This window comes from Ruegeria sp. HKCCSA071, assembly GCF_017872555.1.
Taxonomy (GTDB): domain Bacteria; phylum Pseudomonadota; class Alphaproteobacteria; order Rhodobacterales; family Rhodobacteraceae; genus Ruegeria.
This window is the reverse complement of sequence record NZ_JAEDOX010000012.1, coordinates 74105-93630: the sequence shown is the minus strand read 5'-3', so window position 1 is coordinate 93630 and position 19526 is coordinate 74105. Positions and strand designations below refer to the sequence as shown.

At 57.0% G+C, this 19526-nt stretch carries 20 protein-coding genes; 7 read left to right on the top strand and 13 right to left on the bottom strand.

The window, feature by feature from the left end:
- A partial coding sequence (locus tag I9188_RS17410; protein WP_209599695.1) for a hypothetical protein occupies positions 1 to 191 on the top strand: 191 nt, incomplete at its 5' end.
- A 151-nt stretch (positions 192 to 342) separates the two neighbouring features.
- Here the strand turns inward: I9188_RS17410 and bhcR are convergent.
- Positions 343 to 1191: an HTH-type transcriptional regulator BhcR gene (gene bhcR, locus I9188_RS17405; RefSeq protein WP_209507572.1), complete on the bottom strand. Its 849-nt coding sequence runs from the start codon at positions 1189 to 1191 to the stop codon at positions 343 to 345.
- A gap of 169 nt (positions 1192 to 1360) precedes the next feature.
- Between bhcR and bhcA the strand changes: the two genes are divergently transcribed.
- The 4 genes from bhcA to bhcD all read left to right on the top strand — a co-directional run bounded on the left by bhcA (position 1361) and on the right by bhcD (position 5804).
- The gene (bhcA, locus tag I9188_RS17400; RefSeq protein ID WP_209507571.1) at positions 1361 to 2551 is read left to right on the top strand and encodes an L-aspartate--glyoxylate aminotransferase BhcA; all 1191 of its coding nucleotides are present in this window, start codon (positions 1361 to 1363) and stop codon (positions 2549 to 2551) included.
- The gene (gene bhcB / locus I9188_RS17395) at positions 2551 to 3519 is read left to right on the top strand and encodes a beta-hydroxyaspartate dehydratase BhcB (RefSeq protein ID WP_209507576.1); all 969 of its coding nucleotides are present in this window, start codon (positions 2551 to 2553) and stop codon (positions 3517 to 3519) included. Before bhcA ends, bhcB begins: the two co-directional genes overlap by 1 nt.
- Before the next feature lie 42 nt (positions 3520 to 3561).
- Positions 3562 to 4725, top strand: a complete 1164-nt coding sequence (gene bhcC, locus I9188_RS17390; protein WP_209507570.1) for a 3-hydroxy-D-aspartate aldolase BhcC — start codon at positions 3562 to 3564, stop codon at positions 4723 to 4725.
- A gap of 113 nt (positions 4726 to 4838) precedes the next feature.
- Entirely contained in the window at positions 4839 to 5804 is a 966-nt protein-coding gene (gene bhcD, locus I9188_RS17385) for an iminosuccinate reductase BhcD (RefSeq protein WP_209507569.1), read from the top strand.
- Between the two features lie 140 nt (positions 5805 to 5944).
- Here bhcD and I9188_RS17380 read toward each other — a convergent pair whose 3' ends face one another.
- From I9188_RS17380 to puuE, 3 genes are read right to left on the bottom strand one after another with little or no spacing between them, the layout of a single operon-like run.
- A complete protein-coding gene (locus tag I9188_RS17380) occupies positions 5945 to 7369 on the bottom strand; it encodes a nucleobase:cation symporter-2 family protein (RefSeq protein WP_209599694.1) in 1425 nt (474 codons plus the stop codon).
- A gap of 56 nt (positions 7370 to 7425) precedes the next feature.
- Positions 7426 to 7911 (bottom strand): ureidoglycolate lyase, encoded by a 486-nt coding sequence (locus I9188_RS17375; RefSeq protein ID WP_209507567.1) that lies wholly within the window; start codon positions 7909 to 7911, stop codon positions 7426 to 7428.
- Positions 7908 to 9320 carry an allantoinase PuuE gene (gene puuE, locus I9188_RS17370; protein ID WP_209507566.1) on the bottom strand — a complete coding sequence of 471 codons (1413 nt, stop codon included), beginning with the start codon at positions 9318 to 9320 and terminating at the stop codon, positions 7908 to 7910. Before puuE ends, I9188_RS17375 begins: the two co-directional genes overlap by 4 nt.
- Before the next feature lie 147 nt (positions 9321 to 9467).
- Between puuE and uraH the strand changes: the two genes are divergently transcribed.
- Entirely contained in the window at positions 9468 to 9821 is a 354-nt protein-coding gene (gene uraH / locus I9188_RS17365) for a hydroxyisourate hydrolase (RefSeq protein WP_209507565.1), read from the top strand.
- A gap of 134 nt (positions 9822 to 9955) precedes the next feature.
- A complete protein-coding gene (locus I9188_RS17360; protein WP_209507564.1) occupies positions 9956 to 11188 on the top strand; it encodes a urate hydroxylase PuuD in 1233 nt (410 codons plus the stop codon).
- Positions 11189 to 11304: 116 nt separating this feature from the next.
- On the opposite strand, the gene I9188_RS17355 is transcribed toward I9188_RS17360, so the two are convergent.
- From I9188_RS17355 to I9188_RS17315, 9 genes are all read right to left on the bottom strand, one after another.
- Positions 11305 to 12546: an acyl-CoA dehydrogenase family protein gene (locus I9188_RS17355; RefSeq protein WP_209507563.1), complete on the bottom strand. Its 1242-nt coding sequence runs from the start codon at positions 12544 to 12546 to the stop codon at positions 11305 to 11307.
- 373 nt (positions 12547 to 12919) lie between these two features.
- The gene (locus tag I9188_RS17350) at positions 12920 to 13681 is read right to left on the bottom strand and encodes a Phenylacetic acid catabolic protein (protein WP_209507562.1); all 762 of its coding nucleotides are present in this window, start codon (positions 13679 to 13681) and stop codon (positions 12920 to 12922) included.
- A 13-nt stretch (positions 13682 to 13694) separates the two neighbouring features.
- A complete protein-coding gene (locus I9188_RS17345) occupies positions 13695 to 14768 on the bottom strand; it encodes a 2Fe-2S iron-sulfur cluster-binding protein (RefSeq protein WP_209507561.1) in 1074 nt (357 codons plus the stop codon).
- 13 nt (positions 14769 to 14781) lie between these two features.
- Entirely contained in the window at positions 14782 to 15240 is a 459-nt protein-coding gene (paaD, locus tag I9188_RS17340; RefSeq protein WP_209507560.1) for a 1,2-phenylacetyl-CoA epoxidase subunit PaaD, read from the bottom strand.
- A gap of 6 nt (positions 15241 to 15246) precedes the next feature.
- Positions 15247 to 16005: a 1,2-phenylacetyl-CoA epoxidase subunit PaaC gene (gene paaC / locus I9188_RS17335; RefSeq protein WP_209507559.1), complete on the bottom strand. Its 759-nt coding sequence runs from the start codon at positions 16003 to 16005 to the stop codon at positions 15247 to 15249.
- A complete protein-coding gene (gene paaB, locus I9188_RS17330; protein ID WP_209507558.1) occupies positions 16005 to 16289 on the bottom strand; it encodes a 1,2-phenylacetyl-CoA epoxidase subunit PaaB in 285 nt (94 codons plus the stop codon). Before paaB ends, paaC begins: the two co-directional genes overlap by 1 nt.
- Before the next feature lie 23 nt (positions 16290 to 16312).
- Positions 16313 to 17290, bottom strand: coding sequence for a 1,2-phenylacetyl-CoA epoxidase subunit PaaA (gene paaA, locus I9188_RS17325; protein ID WP_209507557.1), 978 nt, complete (start codon positions 17288 to 17290; stop codon positions 16313 to 16315).
- Between the two features lie 15 nt (positions 17291 to 17305).
- Positions 17306 to 18508, bottom strand: a complete 1203-nt coding sequence (pcaF, locus tag I9188_RS17320) for a 3-oxoadipyl-CoA thiolase (protein ID WP_209507556.1) — start codon at positions 18506 to 18508, stop codon at positions 17306 to 17308.
- 191 nt (positions 18509 to 18699) lie between these two features.
- Entirely contained in the window at positions 18700 to 19515 is an 816-nt protein-coding gene (locus I9188_RS17315) for a PaaX family transcriptional regulator C-terminal domain-containing protein (protein WP_209507555.1), read from the bottom strand.
- Positions 19516 to 19526 lie beyond the last annotated feature (11 nt).

Here is a 19526-nt window from a genome sequence, read left to right as displayed (position 1 = left end):
ATGTCACCGTCATCGTCATCGCCCACCGCCTGTCAACCGTGCTGGAGGCAGACAAGATCATCGTCATCCAGGACGGCGCTATCGCCGAACAGGGAAACCTCGACCAACTCATGCAGAAAAACGGACCCTTCAAAAACCTCTTCGACCAACAGTTCAATAAACACAAACAAAAACAAAATGTCGCAGAATAATTGGGGAGGGTTGGAAGGCAGGCGGCCGGAAAGGGTCACGCCTGTTCTGCTATTGAGCTTGTCTGTGCACAAGGCATGTCACCACGCGTTGGTGTTGTGTCGTGGCAGACGGACCCGGGAACGGCGGTCGACGTACGTCGGCGGCAAAGCCTTAGGGTTGCGGTGACAAAACTGTCCCACCAATAGCCAGCGTCAACTGGCGCGCCGCTTCCATCACCGGGCGGCTCAGCCGTTCGACTTCGGTCGCTCCGACGCGGCTGGTTGGCCCGGACACGGAAAGCCCTGCGACCGCCTCTCTGTTGATATCGAAAACGGGTGCTGCGATGCATCGCATACCCGTAGTCTTTTCTTCGTTATCCACGGAAAAACCCCGCAATCTGATGGTTGTAAGATCTTTTTTCAACGCCTCAGGGCTGGTAATCGACTGATCCGTAAAAGCCTGTAAATTCGCGGCGGCCAACCTTCTGTTCAATCTGTCTTCGTCCATATGGGCCAATAACGCTTTTCCGATGCCCGACGCGTGCATGGGTGACAATGTACCGGGGGGGAAAAACGCCCGGATGCTTTCATGTGTTTCCACCTGGCTCAGGAACAACACCAGACCTTCTTTCTCAATTCCTAAATTGGCGGTCTCGCCTGTGGTTTCCATCAGCTTGCGCATGATCGGCCGTGCCCGCTCCACCAGACTGGTTCGGCGCAGAAACCGCGAGCCGATGACAAATGCCTGCGGGCCAATGTGCCAAACCTGTTCTTCATGGTCGAACTCGACCAGGCCCCTGCCCTGCAACGTCACGAGGATGCGATAAACCGTGGCCGGTGCCTGACGCATTTCATCTGAAAGTTCAGTAAGAGCTTTGCCTTGCGCCTGGCTCAGATACTCGAAAACCTCCATCGCCCGATCCAGTGATTTGATCGTATTCTGCGCGGTTTTGTCGTCCCACCCCCGCGGTCTTCCCCGGGCTTTGCGACGGAGTTTCGGGGCATTGTCTTGCAATTCCATAAGAACCCTCTGATCATTTGTGAAAGACTATTTCATGATATGAAAAATATAACTCACTGACAACTATAAGTTAAATCTCGGTAGACAAATATTGAAATACGTTTTCAAAAAAATTTCCAATTGGATCGCTGATACTTATTGTGCTGGCAAGGACGGAAGGAGACCATCCATGAGCTTTCAAAACCCCGTTTTCATCCCGGGCCCGACGAACATCCCGGAAAGCCTGCGCAAAGCCTGCGATATGCCCACGATCGACCATCGTTCGCCATTGTTCGGGCAAATCCTGCATCCTGCGCGTGCGGGCGTGCGGGAGATTCTGAAAAGCGACAGTGCCGAAGTCTTCATTTTCCCGTCGACCGGAACCGGGGGTTGGGAAACCGCCCTGACCAATACGCTGTCCGCCGGTGACAAAGTCCTGACGGCCCGCAACGGCATGTTCAGCCATCGCTGGATCGATATGTGCCAGCGCCATGGGCTGAATGTTGAGATCGTCGAAACCCCGTGGGGCGATGGGCTGCCGGCTGACCGGTACGAAGAAATCCTTGCCGCCGACAAAAACCATGAGATTAAGGCGGTTCTAGCCACGCATAACGAGACGGCAACTGGCGTGAAGTCGGATATCGCTGCTGTGCGCAGGGCGCTGACTGCCGCGCAACACCCGGCCCTGCTGTTTGTTGATGGCGTTTCATCAATAGCGTCGATGGATTTTCGGTTTGATGAATGGGGCGTGGATGTTGCCGTTACTGGATCGCAAAAGGGTTTCATGTTGCCCGCTGGCCTTGCCATCGTCGGTTTCAGCCAGAAAGCGATGGAAGCGACCAAAACCGGCACCTTGCCCCGCACATTCTTTGACGTCCGGGACATGACCAAGGGATACGCCAACAATGCTTACCCCTATACACCCGCTGTTGGGTTGATGAATGGCCTCAATCAAGCCTGCTCTATGCTGCTGAGCGAAGGTCTGGAGAACGTTTTTGCCCGGCACCACCGGATTGCCGAAGGGGTCCGTGCCGCTGTGGGGGCGTGGGGGCTGGAGCTTTGTGCCAGCAGCCCTGCGGTCTATTCCGATACCGTAAGCGCAATCCGCACGCCGAACGGCTTCAACGCGACGGATATAGTCACGCACGCAGCTGAAAAATACGGCGTTGCCTTTGGCGTGGGCCTTGGTGAGGTCGCGGGCAAGGTGTTCCGGATCGGCCATCTGGGCAGCCTGACGGATGTCATGGCACTGTCCGGGATCGCCACTGCTGAGATGTGCATGGTTGACCTGGGCCTGAACATTGACCTGGGGTCCGGAGTTGCCGCCGCACAGGAATACTATCGCGGCCATCCCGGTTGCGTTCAGAAGAACGCGGCATGATGAAGGATTGCACCATGTATATCCCAACCTATGAAGACATGCTTGCGGCACATGACCGGATCAAACCTTATATCCGCCGCACCCCGGTGCGAACCTCGGACTTTCTCAACGAACTGTCAGGCGCGCAGCTGTTCTTCAAATGTGAAAACTTTCAGGAACCGGGCGCTTTCAAAGTACGAGGTGCCACAAATGCGGTTTTTGGGCTGGATGAGAAACAGGCCGAAAAAGGTGTCGCCACCCATTCTTCGGGTAATCACGCCTCGTGCCTGTCTTATGCGGCGATGAAACGGGGCATTCCCTGCAACGTGGTCATGCCGCGGACAGCGCCGCAGGCAAAGAAGGATACGGTCCGCCGTTACGGCGGGAAGATCACAGAATGCGAACCCTCCACCTCGTCACGCGAAGCGACATTTGCCGAAGTTCAGGCGGCAACGGGCGGTGACTTTGTTCATCCCTACAACGATCCTCGGGTCATCGCCGGGCAAGGCACCTGTTCGCGCGAGTTTATCGAGCAGACCGACGGTCTGGATGCGGTTGTCGCACCTATCGGCGGCGGCGGCATGGTGTCCGGCACCTGTCTGACACTATCGACGCTCGCCCCGGAAACCGCGATCATCGCGGCGGAACCGGAACAGGCCGACGATGCCTATCGCAGCTTCAAGGCCGGCCACATCATCGCGGATGACGCACCCAAAACGATTGCCGACGGGCTGCTGGTTCCACTGAAAGAGCTGACCTGGCATTTCGTATCGAACCACGTCTCAGAGATTTACACAGCCTCCGAGCAGGAGATCATCGATGCGATGAAACTGACATGGAAGCACCTGCGGATTGTGATGGAGGCATCTTCAGCCGTTCCGCTGGCCACGGTTCTCAAAAACCCGGACGCCTTCAAGGGCAAGCGTGTCGGACTGATTGTTACAGGTGGCAATGTCGATCTGGACCGGCTGCCCTGGATGAACGTCTGAATACACCCCAACAAAAAACAATCCCGGTATAGGATTACGGAGATGAAAGATATGAGCACTCTCGACCAGTTCGAAGTAGGTTACGACATTCCGGCCAAGCCCGGCATGGACGAAGCAGATATCCAGACACCCAGCCTGATTTTGGATCTCGACGCGCTTGAACGCAATATCAGGAAAATGGGCGATTATGCGAAGGCGCATGGGATGCGTCACCGCGTGCATGGTAAAATGCACAAGTCGGTCGACGTGGCCAAGCTGCAAGAGACAATCGGTGGTGCCGTCGGTGTCTGCTGCCAGAAAGTTTCCGAGGCCGAAGTTTTCGTTCGTGGTGGGATCAAGGACGTTCTGGTTTCAAACCAAGTGCGCGACCCGGCCAAAATAGACCGTCTCGCAGGCCTGCCAAAGCTGGGCAGCCGCATTATTGTGTGTGTCGACGATCTGGAAAATGTCGCCGACCTTTCGGCGGCGGCAGTCCGGCATGAAACACAGCTGGAAGTCTTCGTGGAAATCGATTGCGGCGCAGGGCGATGCGGGGTCACAACGACACCCGAAGTGATTGAAATCGCCAAAGCAGTTGAGGCTGCCGACAACCTGAAATTCAGCGGAATTCAGGCCTATCAGGGTGCCATGCAACACCTCGACAGCTATAAGGCACGCAAAGAGAAACTGGATACCGCCATCGCGATGGTCAAAGACGCGGTAGAAGGCCTTAAAGCCGAGGGTATCGAGTGTGAGCTGGTCTCGGGCGGCGGTACGGGGTCTTACTACTTCGAATCCAACTCGGGCGTGTATAATGAACTGCAATGCGGGTCTTATGCGTTCATGGATGCTGATTACGGTCGAATCCTGGACGAGAACGGCAACCGGATCGACCAGGGCGAGTGGGAAAACGCATTCTTCATCCTGACCAGCGTCATGAGCCACGCCAAGGCTGACAAGGCAATCGTCGATGCGGGCCTCAAGGCGCAGTCGGTGGATAGCGGTCTGCCTGTTGTTTTCGGGCGTGACGATGTCGAATACATCAAATGCTCGGATGAACATGGCGTCGTGATGGATCCAAGCGGGGCGCTCAAGGTCAATGACAAACTGAAGCTGGTGCCGGGGCACTGTGACCCAACCGCAAACGTGCATGATTGGTATGTGGGCGTCCGGAATGGCAAGGTCGAATGCGTTTGGCCGGTGTCAGCCCGCGGCCGCGCGTACTGAGCTTGAATGCTCAAAGAATAAGCATTCGGCCAAACATGGCCGGACAGTCGCCCGTGCGCGCCCGCTTTTATCGGTGAAACGCACGGGCGCACGAATTCCAAGTGGAGAATGACATGCTGATTGTACCCGAGCGCGAAATCGCCAACCTCATGACCCGCGACGCGGCCTTTGAAGCCGTCGAACAGGTCTTTGCCTCCATGGCCGCAGGGGACGCCTATAACTTTCCTGTCGTGCGCGAAGCCATCGGGCATGAGGACGCCCTGTACGGCTTTAAAGGCGGGTTTGATCGCGCCGGGCTGACACTGGGTCTGAAGGCTGGGGGGTATTGGCCGAACAACCTGGAAAAACGCGGATTGATCAATCACCAGTCCACTGTTTTTCTTTTTGACCCTGACACCGGAAAACCGTCAGCGATGGTTGGCGGCAACCTGTTGACCGCCTTGCGCACTGCGGCGGCCTCTTCTGTATCCATCAAGCACCTTGCCCGTGCGGACGCGCGGGTGATCGGTATGATCGGGGCCGGGCATCAGGCAACCTTTCAGCTACGCTCGGCGCTGGAGACGCGCGCCTTTGAAAAGGTCCTTGGCTGGAACTACCATCCCGAGATGTTGCCCAACATTGAAAAGGTCGCCAATGAAGCCGGTGTTCCGTTTGAAGCGGTCGAACTTGATGGCATGACCGAGGCGGATGTCATAATCTCGATCACCTCGGCTTTTGCACCATCGCTGATGGCAAACCATGTCAGTCCCGGAACGCATATCACGTGCATGGGAACGGACACCAAGGGTAAGCAGGAAGTCGAGGCGGCGTTGCTGGCCAAAGCAACCGTATTCACTGATGAAATCGCACAGTCAATTTCGATTGGCGAGGCTCAACACGCCGTGGCGCAGGGCCTGATCAGGGAAAGTGATCTGATCCAGTTGGGTGCGGTCATCAACGGAACGAACCCGGGCCGAACATCAGACGATCAGATCACGTTGTTCGATGGCACTGGCGTCGGTCTTCAGGATCTGGCGGTTGCAGCGTCTGTTGTCGAGCTGGCCGTACAGAAAGGCATCGCGATTGAGGTCGATTTCTGATGCCCCCTCCGTGTTCACCTAAGCGTCGCGTCGAAAAACGCGTTGCTTATGTGAGCCATGGGCCAAGCCCGCCACACCTGAAATCAAAAACGGCGCGCTTAGTGCGCCGCTTTTCCACTTACAATTCCGGGCTGAACCGGTCAGACGTGATCGCTCTGTTCGATAGAGCCCAGCCCGTGGCCTGCCATTCCACCTGACACCTCTTCCGTCGCTTCATCCGAAAGCTCTTCGCGCAGAACCAGATTCAGGACAATAGCGATGATAGCGGCAGGCAAGATTCCGGATGTCGCCAGAACTTTGAAAGTTCCGGGCAGATGCTGTAAGGCGCCGGGCTCTAACTGCAAACCCAGACCTAGGCTGAGTGAAATCGCAAAGATCACCATGTTGCGGCGATTCCACGTCACGTCCGACAGCATCGAGACACCGGCTGCAACCACCATACCGAACATCACGATCACACCGCCGCCCAGAACCTCGATTGGAACGGACGAGATCACCGCGCCGATCTTGGGGATAAGCCCGCATATGATCAGGAACAGGGCACCTATGGTTACGACCGTGCGGCTCATGACACCGGTCATGGCAATCAGGCCGACGTTCTGACTGAATGACGTGTTAGGCAGGGCGCCAAAGACACCTGATACCGCAGTTCCAAGACCATCGGCAAAAGTCGCGCCCTGAATTTCCTTGTCGGTTGCCTCGCGTCCCGCGCCCCCCTTGGTAATACCGGACACATCCCCGACCGTTTCAACAGCCGATACAAAGGACATCGCACAGAACCCGATGATCGCCGCAAATGAAAACTCGATACCGAAGTGAAACGGGTTCGGCATGGCAAACGGAGCCGCGCGCCCGACATTGCCCAAGTTCACCTGACCCAGTGCGAATGCCACCACGTATCCGACCAACAGGCCAATCAGAACCGCCGACACCGACAACATACCGCGGGCAAAAAACTTCAGGCCCAGCGTAACAACAATCACAGTTCCGGCCATGAGCCAGTTCAGACCAGAGCCGTATTCTTCGGTACCGATGGCGGGTACACCGCCAGCTGCGTACTGGACGCCGACCTTGACAAGCGCAAGCCCGATCATGGTCACGACAAGACCTGTAACCAAAGGCGGAAGCGCAAAGCGAATACGGCCAATGAACAACCCAAGGCTGGCATGAAACAGGCCGCCAACGACTATGCCACCCATCAATACGGCAATCGCATCAACGCCCTTTCCTACCACCAACGGGATCATGATCGGAATAAAGGCAAATGACGTCCCCTGCACGATTGGCAGGCGGGCGCCAACAGGCCCCAGCCCAATGGTCTGGAACAGTGTCGCAACGCCCGCAAAGAACATCGACATCTGGATCATGTAGATCATCTGCGGGAAATCGGGGCTGTTTGAACCAAACCCGAAACCCGCCGCACCACAGACGATGATGGCTGGTGTGACGTTGGAAACAAACATCGCCAGAACGTGCTGAATTCCCAAAGGTACCGCCTTCAGGATTGGCGGGGTGTAGTTCGGGTCGCGGAGCTGCTCCGGCGTCCCTAAAGTTGCATCTGACATCGCGCTTTTCCTCCCAAAAAAACTGCGTGGGCCGGCCCCTCTTCCGGCAATATCCCTTATTCAGTGATCGTGTAGGCGTTCTGGAACCAGTATTCCTCAAGGTTGGGCCCGTTTCCTATTCGGTCGACCACGGCGAACAACCCGGGGGGATGAAGCGGTGTCAGCACCCCGTGCCAGGTGTTCCGGTGATAATTCACGCCCTGTCCGGGCGCGGTAATGAATGCAACAGGTTCACCAGGCACACCCGCGTTGTCGGGCGCGACGACAACGACAAAGGGTTTATCTGAAAGCGGCAGAAAGGCTTGACTGCCGTCGGGATGACGCTCGACCATTTCAAGTTTGATGGGCAAGTCGAAGGCCTGGGATTGGAATATGCTGATCCCTACGCGCCCCTCATGGAAATCCAACTGGGCGCGATCATGGTAGCGCGCGCATTTTCCCTGATTGATGTATTTGTCCACCGCGCCAGACACTTCGATAACATCGCCGAACGGCGCAAAGGCCTCGGCGGTCAGTGGCCGGAGTTTCAGCGTGGATGTCATTGAGCGAATTTCTCGATCAGCCGCAACTCGGCAATCCGTTCGACCTGACGGCAGGCCTCGGTGAATTCGGTGTCTCGGTCACTGTCTATCCGACGGTGAAAAGCCTCAAGAATGCTTGCTTTGGTATTGTCCATGACCGCAATGATGAAAGGAAAACCGAACTTGGTCGTGTAAGCGTCGTTCAAGGCCGTGAAGGTCGCACGCTCATCATCCGTCAGCATGTCCAGACCTGCCCCGGCCTGTTCTGCCGTGCTTTCCTTGGTCAGACGACCCGCAGCAGCAAGTTTGCCTGCCAAATCCGGGTGGGCTGTCAGGACGCCAAGCCGCTGGTCGGCTGTGGCAGAACGGAATACGCGCGCCAGTGCATTGTGAACCCCTGCGGCATTGTCATGTGTGGGGCCCAGCTCCAGATCAAAGGCCGCTTGGGCAATCCACGGGCTGTGTTCGAACACGCCGCCAAACTCGGCGACAAAGGTTGGCTCGTCCATTTCCGACGGTGTCAGCCGTTGACTTGGCGGATGCATTTGCGCCCAGTGATCAGCGATTTGTTCACGCGTGGCAAACCAGACCCCGTCATGTTTCTTGAAGTGGTCGAGTGCGCGTTTCAGGGCCATGGCGCGACCAGGGCGACCGATGAGGCGGCAGTGCAGTCCGATCGAAAGCATCTTCGGCTCGCCCGCTTGGCCTTCGGCATAAAGCATGTCGAAGCTGTCCTTGAGATAGCTTTCAAACTGTTCGCCGTTGGTAAAGCCCGCCTGAATTGCAAACCGCATATCGTTGCAATCCATCGTGTAGGGCACGATCAACTGATCCTTGCCACCAGCCTTGACCCAATAGGGCAAATCGTCGGCATAGCTGTCGGCAATATAGGCCAGCTCGCCTTCGGCGGCGGCCAGATCGACCGTGTTCATCGAACAGCGGCCCGTGTACCAGCCACGTGGGGGCGTGCCGACGACCTCGGTATGAAGCCGGATCGCCTCACGGATCTGGGCGCGTTCTTCTTCCGCGTCCATGTCCTTGTGCTCAACCCATTTTAGACCATGGCTGGCAATCTCCCAGCCTGCGGCCTTCATCGCCGCAACCTGCGCCGGTGCACGGGCCAATGCTGTGGCAACGCCATAAACCGTGACGGGTAGGTCCTGTAAAAGCCGATGCACCCGCCAGAATCCGGCGCGGCTGCCGTATTCGTAAATGGATTCCATGTTCCAGTGCCTTTGCCCGGTCCAAGGGGCCGCACCGGTGATTTCGGAAAGAAACGCCTCGGATGCGGCATCCCCGTGCAAAACGTTGTTTTCGCCGCCTTCTTCATAGTTCAGCACAATCTGAACCGCGATCTTGGCCCCGTTTGGCCAGTTTGCATTGGGCACTTGCCGACCATAGCCGGTCATGTCTCGTGGATACCGCGTCACATCAATTTCCCTCTTGGTGAAAAAACGAATAACCCAAACAATCACCTATGTTTTTCAAAAAATACTGTAAGCAGTCTTTTGACAGACTGCCTTTGCCTGCCACAAAGGTATTGCAATAGTAACAGCAATGCTTAGCGAGAGGTGCAAATGGCCGGTTACCTTACAACACATGTCCTGGATACGGCGCGGGGCTGCCCTGCCAGTGGGATGAAGATCGAGTTGTTCCGGATCAACGGAACAGACCGCACGTTGCTGAAAACTCTGCTCACCAACGAGGACGGCCGCACCGATGAACAAATCCTTCCCGAGGCCGAGTTTTCGACAGGCGAATACGAGCTGCTGTTTTATGCGGGCAAATACCTCGACGCCACTAGCGTGCCGCCTGAAAGCCCGCGTTTTCTGGATTTGATCCCGATCCGGTTCGGGATGTCCGAACACGCCCACTATCATGTTCCGCTGCTACTTTCGCCTTTCAGCTACGCGACTTATCGCGGAAGCTGAGCGTTGCGCTACGTGTTCCTGTAGACTGACAATTGTATTGTTATTTTTGATACTGCTTGATCTTTCGTAGCAATACCCGATGAAACCTCTGTCGCCTAGAGTGCCGAAGAACTTGGATATGTAGGAGCAACGCCATGTATGACCTGGCTGTTATGTGGGAGTGGATGGCCTTTTCCGTCCGCTGGCTGCATGTGATCACGGCGATGGCGTGGATCGGCGCGTCATTCTATTTTATCGCTCTCGACCTTATGCTTAAGCCGAACCCTGCCTTGCCAGAAGGGGCCTATGGCGAAGAGTGGGAGGTGCACGGGGGTGGGTTCTATCACACCGTCAAATATCTTGTCGCACCTGCACGTATGCCCGAGCACCTGACCTGGCATAAATGGCAGAGTTACACGACATGGCTTTCGGGTGCGGCCTTGCTCATGATCATATATTGGGTCGGGGGCGAGTTGTTCCTGCTTGATCCGACCAAAGCGGACCTGGCGTTGTGGCAGGGGATATTGATCTCGGGCGGGTCACTGACCATCGGCTGGCTGCTTTACGACCAAATGTGCAAATCGCGCCTGAGTGAGCGACCCACCGCGCTGATGCTGTTGCTGTTCGTGATTCTGGTGGCCATGTCCTGGGGTTACAATCAGATCTTTACCGGTCGTGCCGCGCTTTTGCACCTGGGTGCGTTCACCGCAACCATCATGACGGCAAATGTGTTTTTCCAGATCATGCCCAACCAGCGGATCGTGGTGGAAGACCTCAAGGCGGGCCGGACGCCGGACGCCAAATATGGAAAAATCGCCAAGGTGCGGTCGACGCACAACAACTACCTGACGCTGCCCGTCGTGTTCCTGATGCTGTCGAACCATTATCCTTTGGCCTTTGGCACCCAGTATTCATGGATCATCGCCAGCCTGATCTTCTTGACCGGCGTGACCATCCGCCACTACTTCAACACGATGCACGCGACCGGGAAAGGGCCGCACTGGACCTGGGGTGTTACTGTCATTCTCATGATCGTGATCGCATGGCTGTCTTCTGTCAGAACCGGCGAGACATGGGAGGACGCCGAAGCAAGGGCGCTGACACCTTACGAAGAAAAATTTGCGTCGGCTGTGGGGTTTGAAGAAGCCTATGACACTGTTCTGGGCAACTGCTCGATGTGCCATGCCCGCGAGCCGGTTTATGGCACCATGAAATGGGCCCCCAAGAAGGTTTATCTTGAAACACCCGGCGATGTTGCCCGGCACGCCGACCAGATTTACCTGCAGGCCGGGATCAGCCATGCAATGCCGCCACCTTCAGCGGTTCAAATGGACGTAGAAGCGCGCCAAACCATCATCGCATGGGTGCGCGAGGTCAGAGGGCAGTAGGATTTTCGCAGGACGACTTACTGGCCTTCACTTCTTGCCCCCTGCCGCGGCACGAACCCCCAAGTCTTTTCCACTCAAACAAAGCAGGCCACGCAAGACCTGATGCCGCCCCCGGCCTAGCGCGATGGTGGGGTCAGCCATTGGGCCGACATACCAAAGTTTGAATTCTTTAACTCTTGCTTGGCAATCGCCTGCAAATGCACCTCGTCCGGCCCATCCGCATATCGCAGCGCGCGTGCCCAGGTATAGCTGTCGGCCAGCGGAGTATCCGGGGTCATGCCCATCGCGCCAAAGACCTGCATCGCGCGATCCGTCACAGCGGCATGCACATTGGGTGCCACCACCTTGATCAATGAAATCTCTCGGAACGCTTCTTTGGCGCCCACCTGATCAATCTTCCAGGCTGCTTTCAGGGTCAGCAACCGCGCCTGTTCGATCTCTAACCGGGACTTGGCGATCCACTCGCGGATCACGCCCTGTTCTGCAAGCTGCTTGCCAAACGCTTTCCGTTCCTGCGCGCGTTCGACCATCAGGTTAAGCGCCATTTCCGCCGCACCAATCGAACGCATGCAATGGTGGATGCGACCGGGACCAAGCCGGGCCTGCGCCAGAGCGAACCCGCTGCCTTCCTCGCCCAAAAGATTGCTGACCGGAACGCGCACATCCTTGAAGACCAGCTCGGCATGGCCTTCGGGGTCGTGCATGTTCAGAATGGTGGGGTTGCGAACAATCTCAAAACCGGGCGTGTCCTTCGGGACAATGACCATGCTTTGTTGTTTGTGCCGATCCGCATTGGGATCCGTTTTACCCATGACGATAAACAATCTGGTGTTCGGGTGACAGGCGTTCGTGATGAACCACTTGCGGCCATTGATGACGTATTCATCCCCCTCACGCCGTATCGAAGTGGTAATATTGGTCGCGTCCGAACTGGCCACATCCGGTTCAGTCATCGCAAAAGAGGATCGGATTTCACCGTTCAACAGCGGCACCAGCCATGTCTCGCGCTGTTCCGGGGTGGCGAACATGTGCAACAGTTCCATATTGCCGGTATCCGGCGCACTGCAATTGAACACTTCCGAAGACCAGGCCACCTGCCCCATAAGTTCGGCCAGCGGCGCGTATTCCAGATTGCTCAGCCGGGTGCCGGGTTCATCGTCGCGCAGGCTGGGCAGGAACAAGTTCCACAACCCTTCGGCCCGGGCCAACGCCTTGAGATCTTCCATAAACGAAACCGGGAAACCGCCTGCCGCCATTTCTTCTTTGTGATCGCGTATGCGCGGGTAGATATGCGCCTCCATAAACGCTTTCAGGCGGTCATACATTTCCGTGGCGCGCGGCGATGGGGCAAAATCCATGGCGGTTCCTTCCTGTGCGTTGTGGCGGTGGTATCCTCGAACCCTGTTTGCGCCAGCACGGCCACCAAGGCACTGTCTTCTGGTGAGTTTTATCTGGCGCTTGATTACGCTCAGTTTGCGCAATCACTCCGATATGAAAAGAGGAAAAAACCAATACCGCAGTCTGCCGGCGTGAAACGTCAGGTCATTGCACGTCAGCCTTATGACCCGGGCTCAGTTATAAGGCTCATTTGTCTTTGCTCTCAGAACCGGGTGGACCAACAAAACGCAAAGGCTTGATCGGGCCCCACTCGGAGATTTGCTCCGCAGGGCGAAATTCACATCGCCCGCCCCCGAAAGTGCCTCTCAACCTGCCTTTGGCGTTCACACAGAACTAGGCCGGTGGTTTCAGGCCCAGCTGTTTCACGGCGGTGCCTGTTGTCTGAACCCAACGCTCTTTTAGAGCGTTGTTACCATTGTGGCGCAAGCCCAGCGATTTCAGAAGCTCAAACCGTTTCAAATCTTCGCCACCAAAGGACACAGCGACACGCGGCCACCAATAGTTAACCGCATCCTGCATCTGCTCTGTCTCTCCGCTCTTGGCAAGCTTTACAGCACCTTCCAACGCCAACGCGCCATGATGGGCTTCGACCGGGGCGATGCTGCGGAACGCTTCGGCCAACGGTTGATAGGAAACCATTGAAAACTCGGCCAGTTGTTCCATGACCGCACGGCTCATCAGCAGGTTCATGATGACGGCGTCGGTCCAGCCCGAGATCGGATAATTGAATACGGCAAGGCGCATGTCATGCGCGCTGCGGGTCGCGCCGATATCTGCGTCTCGATCCAGGCGCGCCGTCCACGGATGATGTGTGGCATATCTCTCGGTATCGGCCCCAAACTCACCCATTATCCTGAGAACCTGATCGGCGTGATCCGTTTTCTCAAGAACAATCCTGGCGGCTGCGATCCGTTCCTTGATGCCCGGACCCTGATTAATGATGTCCGCAAAACCGGCGGCACCGGCAAGTTCGCTGTCCACGAACGTGGCCATCAGCTTCATGAGTTCGGCGCGGTAGCGTGGCGGAACATTGGTTGGGTTGGTCAGCACACCGCCTGCGGCCAGATAGCTGTCGAGTGTCATGGTTTCTGTCATCGGTCTTCTCCCTTTACTGGTCGTAGTCCACGACCACGCGGTCGGTGACCGGATAGGCCTGACAGCTCAGCACATAGCCTTTTTCAACCTCGTAATCCTCTAGCGCGTGATTGGCGAGCATCTCGACCTCGCCTTCCAGAACGCGGCAACGGCAGGTTGAACAAACACCGGCCTTGCAGGCGTATGGGGCGTCCATGGCATTTTCCAAGGCTGCGTCCAGAATGGATTGGTCCTTGGGCAGAGTTATCGTCTGAGTGGACCCATCAAGTGTGATCGATGCACTGGTTTGGTTCGCCTGCGTGCCCGAATCTGCCGCACCTTCCTTGCGTTTGGCCCGACCCGGCTGAGCGCTGGCAAAGAGTTCAAACTTGATCTGCCTGTCGTCAAGACCATGCGCGCGCAGCGCGGCAGCAATCCCCAGCATCATCGGCTCGGGACCGCAGATAAAGGCTGTGTCCACGTTCTGAATATCGACCCAATGTTCGAACAGGTCAGCGCATTTTTCCTGCGTTACCAGACCGGTGAACAGGTCTATCTCCTGCGCATCCGCCTCAAGAATATGGATTACGTTCAGGCGGCCCATATAGAGGTTTTTCAGGTCTTCCAGCTCCTCGCGGAACATGATCGTGTTGATGCCCTTGTTGGCGTAGATCAGCGTAAAGCGGGATTTGGGTTCGCGGGTCAGTGTCGTCTTCAGGATCGACAGAACCGGCGTGATGCCAGAGCCGCCAGCGAAACCGAGATACTGCTTTTCCGCATCAGCATCGATCGGAGTGTGAAAGCTGCCCATCGGTGGCATCGCCTGCACAACGTCCCCGACGTTAAGCTCGGAATTGGCCCAACTGGAGAACGCGCCGCCGTCGACACGTTTGATCCCGACTTGCAGTACCCCGTCATCCTTGCCCGCACAAATGGAGTAGGACCGGCGCAGCTCTTCTCCGTCAAAGTCGCGGCGAAACGTTAGGTATTGGCCTGCGGTGAAATCGAACTGATCCGCCGCGCCGTTGACAGGCTCAAGCGTCACGACAACCGCATCGCGGATGGTTTTGTGGATGTCGGTGACTTTCAGGTCATGAAAACGTGCCATCCGGTGCTCCTCCTCAGATGCACTTGAAATAGTCAAAGGGTTCCAGACAGTCGGTGCAGCGCCAATGGGCCTTGCACGGGGTCGAACCGAACTGGCTGACCTTTTCAACTGCTTTACTGCCGCAATGCGGGCAGCGCTCTGGCCCGCCCGCCGGTTGTGGCGGGGCGATGCCAAACTCTTCCAGCTTGGCGCGACCTTTTTCGCTCAGCCAATCGGTTGTCCAGGCTGGTGAGATGCAGGTTTCTATGCGCAGATCTCCGATGCCGTGATCGCGCAGGGCGGTTTCGATATCCATACTGATGATGGATGTCGCCGGGCAACCGGAATAGGTTGGCGTGACGGTTACGACCAGAGTGTCAGCGTCCCAGCGCACATCGCGCACAATGCCCAAATCCACGACGGAAATAACCGGGATTTCGGGATCGGGCACGGCATCCAGCCAGCTCCATATCTGGTCAGTCGACACCCGCATCCGCTTTTACCAGCTTGCACCCGGATAGGCGCGCTGCAGCCACTGCATCTGCGACAGCAGATGGCCCAGATGTTCGGTATGCATGCGCCCGTCCCGCCCGCCTTTATGGGCAAATCGGCTTTCCGGAAGGGTCAATGTCGCCTTGGCCAGAACCCGTTTGACCAACGCATCATATTCGTCGCGCAGGTCGGCTGGGTTCGGCGCAATCCCGGCCGCAGCAATCTGAGCGTCGATGTCGTCGCTGACAAACATCTCGCCTACATATGGCCAGAGGTAATCCAGCGCCGCCTGCATCCGGGTGTGACTTTCTTCGGTTCCATCACCCAGACCTACGACCGTTTCTGCCGAACGCTCCAGATGATAGGCGACTTCCTTGCTGGCTTTGGCAGCAATCGCGGCGACACGATCATCAGAAGATGTCAGAAGACGACCGAGCATGATCGAATGCCAGGCATCGAACAGGAACTGGCGCATCAGGGTGCGGCCGAAATCACCGTTCGCAACCTCTACCAGCAACACATTGCGGAAATCCCACACGTCGCGCAGAAATGCCAGATCATCGGCGGTTTTGCCGCCACCCATCTCTCCGGCAAGGCCAAGCCACATCTGGGTCTGCCCAATCAGGTCCAGCGCCGTGTTGGCCAGTGCAATATCCTCCTCCAACACTGGCGCGTGGCCGCACCATTCGCTGACGCGATGGCCCAGGATCAGGGTATTGTCCCCCATCCGCAGCAGGAACTGCTGAAACGCTTCGTCGCGGGTCATCACATCGCCCCCACTTCTTCGGGGATGTCGAAAAAGGTCGGGTGTCGGTACACTTTGCTTTCGCTGGGCTCATACAACGGGCCTTTGTCACTGGGCGACGAGGCCGAGATGTTGTTGGCTTCTACCACCCAGATCGAGACGCCTTCGTTACGGCGGGTGTAAACATCGCGTGCGTTCTTGATCGCCATTTCCGCGTCCGGGGCATGCAGCGAGCCGACATGTCGGTGGCTCATCCCATGTTGACCGCGGATGAAGATTTCCCACAGGGGCCATTCGGTATTCATCGGGTTTCCTCCTCAGGGTAAGCTTATTCGGCGGCCAGATTGCCGGCCTGTTTCTTGCGGGCGTGGGCCAACAGCCCGTCACGCACCCATTTGCCGTCATCCCAGGCCTTGTTGCGCGCCGCCAGACGGTCGACGTTGCAGGGGCCGTTTCCCTTGATCACATCGAAGAATTCCGACCAATCCGGCTCTGAGAAATCGTAATGCCCACGCTCTTCGTTCCACGTCAGGTCGGGATCAGGGATGGTCAGACCCAGATATTCGGCCTGTGGGACGGTCTGGTCGACGAATTTCTGGCGCAGCTCATCATTGGTGTTGATCTTGATCTTCCACGCCATCGACTGCGCGGAGTGGACAGAATCCTTGTCGGACGGTCCAAACATCATCAGAGACGGGTACCAGAAGCGATTCATCGCGTCCTGCGCCATCTTGCGTTGCTCGGGCGTGCCTTCGGCCATCTTGCGGATCGCGTCATAGCCTTGGCGCTGATGGAAGCTTTCTTCCTTGCAGATGCGGATCATGGCGCGCGAATACGGCCCGTAAGACGTTCTTTGCAGCGGCACCTGATTCATGATTGCAGCGCCATCGACCAGCCATCCGACCGCGCCGATATCCGCCCAGTTCAGCGTCGGGTAATTGAAGATCGACGAGTATTTCATGCGACCGTCCAGTAGCATCTCGGTGATCTCATCGCGGCTGACACCCAGTGTTTCGGCCGCACAATACAGGTAGAGCCCATGGCCGGCTTCATCCTGCACCTTGGCCAGAAGGATCGCCTTGCGTTGCAGCGTCGGTGCACGTGTGATCCAGTTCCCTTCGGGCAATTGCCCGACGATCTCGGAATGCGCGTGCTGTCCGATCTGGCGGATCAGCGTCTTGCGATACCCCTGAGGCATCCAGTCCTTGGGTTCGATCTTGATATCCGCGTCGATCCGCGCCTGAAATTCAGCAAGCTTTTCAGGATCATCGTTTGACGCCTCGGATTCTACCATCTGAGCATACATGTCCCGCCTCCTCCGTTACACGCGTTCAAGAACAAGTGCAGCGCCTTGCCCGACGCCGACGCACATTGTGCAAAGCGCATAGCGCCCTTTGGTGCGTTTCAGTTGGTACGCTGCGGTCAACACAAGTCGGGCGCCGCTCATTCCCAATGGATGACCAAGGGCGATTGCACCGCCATTCGGGTTCACATGGGCGGCGTCATCAGGCAGGCCCAACTCTCGCAGTGTAGCCAGACCTTGCGACGCGAAAGCTTCGTTCAACTCGATCACATCCATCTGGTCGATGCTCAGCCCGGAGCGTGCCAAAACCTTTCGGCTGGCAGGAACCGGACCAATACCCATGACCCGCGGCTCGACGCCCGCGACGGACATGCCAACCACACGGGCAATCGGGGTCAGGCCGTTCTTTGTCGCTGCCGCTTCGTTCGCCATCAGGATCGCGGCTGCACCATCATTCACACCCGAGGCGTTCCCTGCGGTCACTGTTTTGTCCGGCCCGTTCACACCCACGAGGCCCGAGAGTTTTTCCGCTGTGGTTCCCGGGCGAGGGTGTTCATCCGTATCGACAACAATCGGATCGCCTTTGCGCTGTGGAATCGTAACCGGTGTGATTTCCTCGTGGAACACGCCTGCCGCGTGGGCCGCAGCCCATCGCGCCTGGCTGCGCGCGGCAAAGGCGTCCTGGTCTTCACGGCTGATCCCGTAGTCCTCGGCCACATTGTCAGCAGTTTGCGGCATGGAATCGACGCCATACTGCTGCTTTAGCTTTGGGTTCACAAAGCGCCAGCCAATCGTGGTGTCGTAAACCGCATTGCTGCGCGTAAACGCCGCCGTCGCTTTGGGCATCACAAACGGTGCGCGCGACATGCTTTCCACGCCACCTGCGACAGCAAGATCATAATCGCCTGCCTTGATGCCCCGCGCCGCCATTCCGACAGCATCCATGCCACTGGCACACAATCGGTTTATCGTTGTTCCCGGCACGTCCGTCGGCAATCCGGCCAGCAGGGCTGCCATCCGGGCAACGTTGCGATTGCTCTCTCCTGCCTGGTTGGCATCGCCAAAAATGACGTCATCCACACTGGTCCAGTCGACTTGCGGGTTGCGCGCCATCAGGGCCGCTAGCGGGATAGCCGCCAGATCATCCGTGCGAACCGATGAAAGCGCACCACCATACCGCCCAATCGGGGTGCGGGTTGCGTCGCAGATGAAGGCATCCATCAATTGGGTCTCCCATTGGAACACAAGTCATTAACCGTCTGGTCGGTTAATAAATGCTCAATCGATTCGGCGCAAGCATTATGTTACCATGTAATCGCTCATATAAGTTTTCTGTAACATAAAATGGTCCTTCTTTCACATCCGTCTTCCAACGCCCAAGAGCGCCATCCCCGGACACGGCAAGAAAAGAGTTAACAACCCACCGCAGATTCCAGTTTGGCAAGATCCGGTTTGGGCAATTGTCCCAGCAATCGGGACACCGCCGCGCGACACTCCGTGCCTTTCCAATCAGCAGGCAAAAAGGCCGGGGGCAGGGATGGATGGCGTAGAACCAAACGACGCCACCCATGCACAATCAATACGCGCAGCACCGCTATTTTCAGCGGATCGCCGACGCCATCGACAGGCAACAGTTGCTCGGTGATCTGAATGGAGTGCAAGAACTGATCATAGGCTGACTTCAACGGTTCAGGGCCACAAAGGTCGCACAGCCAGCCTGGAACTGAAATGGCGCTGCTTTCAACACCCAGCAGTTCTTCAAGGTTCTCGGGGACGGGGCCTGCCGACATGGCTGTTGTGGGGTTAACTGAAATATAATCTCCGGTCAGCATCAGATCTGCCAGCTCTTTTCGCGAACATTCCGAGTTGCTGGCGATAAGCATATGCCAGATTTCTGGCGTATTCGTCTCGCGGGAATAGATGCGCGGGGCGGCGGCGGCGCTTTGACTGCGGCCAAATTCGGTCAGTCTGTGAACGCTGTTTCGCCCGACCCGCGTACTTTCGATCCAGCCTTCCTTGCGCAGCCTGTGCAGCGCAACACGCGTGGCTTCTGCCTTGATCCCAGCAAGGTTGGTCAGCGCTGTGATCAGCGCGCCACTAACCTGGTCAGACCCGCTCTGGGCCAGATCACCGAAAATCGTGACCAAAACAGACCAAACACGTTGCGTGCCAGTTGTAGTCAACTGGCTGACGCAGGTTTCGAACCATTCTGGGGCCGTATCTTTCATAAGCACAGTAT